This window comes from Pseudomonas sp. PDM09, from assembly GCF_014852305.1.
Classification (GTDB): Bacteria; Pseudomonadota; Gammaproteobacteria; order Pseudomonadales; family Pseudomonadaceae; genus Aquipseudomonas.
In genome coordinates this window covers 1,063,899-1,070,373 of the sequence record NZ_JACVBI010000001.1, presented here as the reverse complement: position 1 = coordinate 1,070,373, position 6,475 = coordinate 1,063,899, and the positions used below count along the sequence as shown (strand labels likewise).

Sequence of the window (6,475 nt, the reverse complement as noted above, 5' to 3'; positions counted from 1 at the left end):
ATGGCGAGCTATACGTCAAGGAAGACCAAGCGTTTATCGTCCTGCAGGATCAGGGGATATTGCGACGACTGTTTGCTTACGGCACCTGGTTTATCTTGGTACATGGCCTGTCATGCTGGCTTGTAAACCAACGGATTCCATTGCAGAAGCTCAGTTTCAGTGCTCCAAAGCCCGACGATGAAAGCGACTACCGAATGCGTTTTTGCGAGAACATTCAATACGATGCGTCAACGACCGCTGTGAGCTTTGACAAAAAATTCCTGGACATGAAAATTGCGCAGTCGACCGCAACCCTTCGCGGGTTTCTAAAAGAATCTCCTGCCAGTCTTTTGGTGAAGTATCGCAACGACGACAGTATCAGTGCACAGATAAGACGACACTTGCGAGGGCTGAGCCCAGACCAATGGCCCGAACGGGACGACCTGGCACTTGTGCTGCGCATGTCCAACTCGACACTTCAGCGCCGGCTGCAGTCAGAGGGCACCCATTATCAGAATCTCAAGGACGATCTGCGTCGCGACATGGCCATTGATCTGCTTTCGCGTGGAGATATGACGGTTACGGAAGTCGCGGCAGAAACCGGCTTTCAGGAAACCAGCGCCTTTCATCGAGCGTTCAAGAAATGGACAGGCGTCAATCCAGGTGCCTATCGACGCCATCATTTAGATGAGTGAACTCCACCAAGTGGCAAACTCGCTCTACTCCCACACGTATTAGCCGCTAGCCAGGAGCTCTTCCCTGGCATTCGCTATCACTACCCTGTCCTCACACCGCAGCGGGTTCACTCGGCGCTCTTGCGACATGCCCAAACAGCTCACATAAGTTGGTGCGGCCAGGCATGGGCGGCGCCAAATCGCCTACCTAGAATGACCGCAAATGGCTTCTCTGCGAACGCCAGTCGCTAGAGGCCAACAATTTCCAGCATCGAGGTTTCGGTGGTCAGTGAGTACCCCAATGGCTAACCGCTTGGGGGAAAGCAACCCTGATGTACCTAAGCAAGTGCACTTCACCAACAAAAATAAAATTGAAGGAGACACGATATGCAATCAGTGAACGTCTACACGCTCGCGGGCGAATCAAAATTCAACGGATTTCATCGACTGATTCTTTTCTGGTGCGTGCTGATTCTGATCATCGATGGTTATGACCTCGCCGTAGTCGGCGCTGCACTGCCCGCCATCATGCAGGACATGGGAATTGACGCTACGAGCGCTGGCGTCATGGCCGGGTCGGCCCTGCTCGGGACAATGCTGGGCGCTATCTTTCTGGGCACCTTAGCCGATCGTATCGGGCGTCCTAAAATGATCGCCATCTGCGTAGCGTTGTTCAGCCTGTTCACAGCGGCTGCGGGGCTTACCAGCGACCCGATCAGCTTCAGCATCGCCCGCTTCATCGCCGGGCTGGGGATCGGTGGCGTCCTTCCGATCGTCACCGCACAGATGGGCGAGTTCTCGCCAGCGAAACTTCGTACCCGGCTGGTGACCTTAGTGTTTGCGGGTTACTCCGTGGGCGGCATTCTGGTCGCGCTCACGGGCAAACAACTGATCGAAAGTCATGGTTGGCAGTCCGTCTTTTACGTCGCAGGCCTACCCGTCCTGTTAATCCCGCTGATTCTGAAGACCCTGCCAGAGTCCATGGCGTACTTGCTCAAACAAGGCCGCCAAACGGAACTGCGCTCCATCGTCAAAAGAATCAATCCCGCTTATCCGCTGAGTAGTGACGCTGTACTCGCGGGCAATCCTGCCGAGACAAAAGCTTCGCTCGACAGTCCGATCAAAGGGCTATTCAGCGAGGGTCGCGGGTTCAGCACGGTCATGATCTGGGCTGCATTCATGACGGGTCTGTTCATGGTCTACGCGCTCAATTCCTGGTTGACCAAATTGATGGCAATGTCAGGTCATAGTCTTGGCTCGGCTCTGAACTTCGTCATCGTGTTCAACGTGGGAGCGATTGTCGGTGCGATTGGAGGCGGATGGCTCAGCGATAAATTCAACATCAAGTATGTGCTGATTACATTTTACCTCGTGGGAGCAGTGGCGCTCACTGTGATGGGTTTTACACGTTCAACCGAACTCTTGTTCGTGGTCGTATTCATTGTTGGCGCCTCAACACTCGGTACTCAACTGATTGCCTACGCCTACGCAGGGGATTTCTATCCCACTCCAATCCGTTCGACAGGCGTGGGCTTCGCGTCTGGAGTTGGCCGAATTGGCGCAATTATCGCGCCGGTACTGATCGGCTGGCTCGTTTCACTGGCCTTGCCACTTGAACAAAACTTCATGGTGATCGCACTCGCAGGCCTCATAGGCGCCTTAGCGGTCACGTTCGTAAACCAGGCACATGCGGACTCCACCCAGGTCAGCAAAGCGCCAGCTTTATCACGCTGACAGACTGCTAGCCGTCTTCATGTTCCTGACCATCTGGCTTGAACACGTTAAAGGATATGTACCTTGAATCGCTTGTCACTACCGCCACTGTCAGCGCAAGAGCTTAAGCGCACGGTCGACTGGGCAATCGCCTCACGCCGCAGCGTCAGAGCCTTTCTCCCGACAGCTGTGCCCCATGAAGAAATTGAAGCGATTCTAGACATCGCTCGCTTCAGTGCCTCGGGTGTGAACATGCAGCCATGGCGCGTTCACGTCGTAACCGGTGACGCCAAAGATCGGCTGTCGATGGCAATCGCCGCTATCGACAACGATCCGCAGCTCAGTAGCGACCTGCAAGATCCTTACGAATACTACCCACGCGAGTGGGTCACGCCCTATGTTGATCGCAGGCGTAAGGTGGGTTGGGATCTCTATGGACTGCTGGGGATTGCCAAAGGTGAAAAGCAACGCATGCACCAACAGCACGGGCGTAACTACCGATTCTTCGATGCCCCGGTTGGCCTGCTGTTTACGTTGGACAAAGTGCTTGAGCAAGGCAGCCTCCTGGATTACGGCATGTTCCTGCAAAGCGTAATGCTGGCTGCACGTGGCCGAGGCTTGCACACGTGTCCGCAGGCCGCATTTCTCAAATACCACAATGTCATCTCAGACGTTCTGAACATCCCGGCCGAGCAGATGCTGGTATGCGGCATGAGCCTTGGTTACGCCGATCCCGTGGCTATTGAGAACACGCTGGTAACGGCGCGGGAGCCAGTCAGTGCTTTCGCAGTTTTTCACCATAATAATAAGGAGACCTGCCCATGATTAGTGGCGCATACGCAAGTGGACTCGATCAAAGCCCGGCCAACCATGTCCCGCTCACCCCACTTGGATTCCTAGACCGAGCCGCACTGGTACATCCTGACAGGGTGGCCATTATCCACGGAGAATTACAACGCACTTGGGCACAAACACGCGAGCGTTGTTACCGACTTGCATCATCGCTGGCAGGCCGAGGCATCCAGCTTGGCGATACCGTGTCCATCCTCTCACCCAACACGCCAGCGATGGTCGAAGCGCATTTCGGGATTCCGTTATCGGGTGCCACCCTCAATACAATTAACCATCGCCTGGATGCCGATGGCATTGCATTTATTTTGCGTCACAGTGAATGCAAATTGCTGCTGGTCGATTGCGAGTACATGGCCGTTGCGTCTGCGGCACTGGAGCAGCTCGAACTTCGTCCGGCACTCATCATAATTCGCGATCATCTAGCCACGGTATGTGTCGACGTAGATGTCCCAGACTATGAAGCACTACTCGCCGAAGGTGACCCGCAGTTCAAGGGGGTATGGCCCACCACTGAGTGGCTGCCTATTGCCCTCAACTACACTTCGGGCACTACGGGAGACCCAAAGGGTGTGGTTGTCAGTCACCGAGGCACTTACCTGATGAGCCTGCTGCAAATGACCAATTGGTCGCTTCCACCGGCACCTCGGTACCTATGGACGCTGCCAATGTTTCACGCTAACGGATGGTGCTTCACCTGGGCAATTGCGGCGGCAGCAGGGACACATATTTGCTTGCGTAAGGTATCTGCAGAAAACGTCTTCGATGCCATCTCCAGGCACAAGGCTGACCATTTTTGTGCAGCGCCAACCGTGATGGCCATGATTGCCAATGCGCCGAAACCACCAGCGCTTTCGCACTCGGTTCGCGTACTGACAGCTGGGTCTCCACCACCTGCGACAGTGCTGGACGCAGTAGTATCCATGGGTTTCCAAGTTGATCACGTGTACGGCATCACTGAAGTGGCAGGTACGCCTATCAGCTGCGTTTGGCAGGACGGCTGGGATGAACTCAGCCCACCAGAAAAAGCCAGAATGCGTGTACGACAAGGTTCGCGTGCTGCGGCGTTCGAAGGTTTGACGGTTGCCGACTCGGAAACACTGGAGCCCGTACCCCATGATGGCCAGACCACAGGTGAACTGCTGTTGCGAGGCAATACCGTGATGATGGGCTACCTGAAAAACGAGGCAGCGACGCAGAAGGCATTCGAGGGAGGTTGGTTCCATACCGGCGATGTAGCGGTGGTTCATCCCAACGGCTATATGCAGATCACCGACCGCTGCAAGGACGTCATCATCTCCGGTGGCGAAAACATATCCTCCGTAGAAATCGAAGACATCCTCCATGGTCATACGTCAGTACTTCATGCAGCCGTGGTGGCACAGCCGGATGACAAGTGGGGCGAAGTGCCCTGCGCGTTCATCGAGCTGAAAAGCGAGTCTCAGCAGCCTACAGAGGCTGAACTTATCGCGTACTGCCAAGCACGTTTAGCCCGCTATAAGTGCCCAAGCCGCGTGATATTCATGGAGCTTCCAAAAACGGCGACTGGAAAAATCCAGAAATTCATTCTTCGCCAACAAGCGGGTAGCCGGGAAGCCATCGTGCGACTGGCGTCAAGCGGCTAACCCCCCTACAGCCGCACTTCACTTAATACAAAGACTATCAACATGCGGAGCGCGGGCGCGTAGCTCCTCAGGGAGTCGCGCGCGTTGCAAACACCAAAAACAACAACAAATGGTGCATTAGAGATGGCAAAAAAACGTATGACGTCGATCTCGACAATCCTGTTCACTTGCGCGGCTCCGAACGCCTTCGCAGATTTTATCAAAGACACACAAACAAGCCTTGAATTGCGTAACTTCTACTACAACCGTGACTTTCGTAACGATGGGGCTAAACAATCAAAACGCGATGAATGGGCTCAAGGCTTTATCTTGAATGTGCAGTCCGGCTTCACTAAGGGCACGCTTGGGTTTGGCGTCGATGCGCTCGGTCTGCTGGGGGTCAAATTGGACTCCAGCCCGGACCGAACCGGCTCGGGCCTATTGGCCTATGATTCACAGCGCAATGTAGATAACGAGTACAGCAAATTCATTCCAACCGCCAAGGCTCGCCTTGGTCGCAGCGAGATACGCATTGGTGGTCTCAACCCGGTACTCCCACTGCTGTCCAGCAATAACAGCCGCCTGCTCCCACAAGTGTTTCGCGGTGGAATGCTGGTGTCCAAAGACCTGGAGCCTGTAACCTTCAGCGCGTTACGAATTAACGCAGTGAAACAGCGAAACTCAACGGACTTTGAGTCACTGACGGCTTTTGGGTACAAACCGGTAAAGGCCGATCACTACACCTATCTCGCACTCGATTACAAACCCTTGCCACAACTCTCACTCAGCTATCACGTGGCTGAACTGGAAGATTTCTACCGCTCGAATTTTTTCGGTCTGAAGTTTGAAAGAGCACTTGGCTCCGGAGCAGTAATCTCCGACGTCCGATATTTTTCTGCCAGCGAAACAGGGGATGAAGGTATAGGTGATGTGAACAACCGCACCCTCAGCACGATGCTTTCTTATCGCCAGAGCGGCCACACCTTCGGCGCAGGTTTTCAGAAAGCCTGGGGGGATACATCGTTCGCCATGATCAATGGCGCCGACACGTATCTGTTCGCTGAGTCGTTGGTCAGCACATTCACAGCCCCCCAAGAACGCGTCTGGATCGCACGCTACGATTTCGACTTCGCAGCGGCAGGGCTACCTGGACTTACCCTGGGTTTGAAATACGCAAAAGGTGGAGATGTAGAACCCACCCTTTTGGGCTCAGCCCAAGCAGCGTCTCTACGATCGGAGGGAAAAGATGGCAAGGAATGGGAACGCGTTACCGATATTACTTACACAATACAAAGCGGCCCGTTCAAGAATGTGTCGGCACAATGGCGAAACTCGACAAATCGTTCCACCTACGCCGATAGCGCCAATGAAAATCGATTGATATTTCGGTACACGTTCAAATTTTGAATGATGAAATCGGTCGATGACCGTGGCGCCAGCATTTAACTGGTCAATCCGAAAACCAAGTGAGCGCAGGATGAATTCACCATCCACATCGCGTCTGCTTAAGCACCGTTGCGAGTAATAGGTTTACGGATAAACGGGTTGCAGTTAAGGCTTCTCAAAGAAATGCCCTAACTACAACCCGAACGTCTGGACGACGAGACTATCTCACTAGCTGCCGAACGGCGGCATCGGTATATCACCGGGCTGCAG

The 6,475-nt window shown here is 54.1% G+C and carries 5 protein-coding genes; all 5 read left to right on the top strand.

What is annotated here, in order from left to right; all coding sequences use genetic code 11:
• Positions 1-674, top strand: a 674-nt coding sequence (locus IB250_RS04730) for an AraC family transcriptional regulator (RefSeq protein WP_192343185.1), incomplete at its 5' end; no start/stop codon positions are given.
• Between the two features lie 366 nt (positions 675-1,040).
• Entirely contained in the window at positions 1,041-2,387 is a 1,347-nt protein-coding gene (locus IB250_RS04725; protein ID WP_008074784.1) for an MFS transporter, read from the top strand.
• Between the two features lie 63 nt (positions 2,388-2,450).
• Positions 2,451-3,191: a nitroreductase gene (locus tag IB250_RS04720; RefSeq protein ID WP_192343184.1), complete on the top strand. Its 741-nt coding sequence runs from the start codon at positions 2,451-2,453 to the stop codon at positions 3,189-3,191.
• Positions 3,188-4,840, top strand: a complete 1,653-nt coding sequence (locus tag IB250_RS04715) for an AMP-binding protein (protein WP_192343183.1) — start codon at positions 3,188-3,190, stop codon at positions 4,838-4,840. The genes IB250_RS04720 and IB250_RS04715 overlap by 4 nt, the downstream gene beginning before the upstream one ends.
• Positions 4,841-4,963: 123 nt before the next feature.
• The gene (locus IB250_RS04710; protein WP_412548331.1) at positions 4,964-6,226 is read left to right on the top strand and encodes an OprD family porin; all 1,263 of its coding nucleotides are present in this window, start codon (positions 4,964-4,966) and stop codon (positions 6,224-6,226) included.
• Positions 6,227-6,475 lie beyond the last annotated feature (249 nt).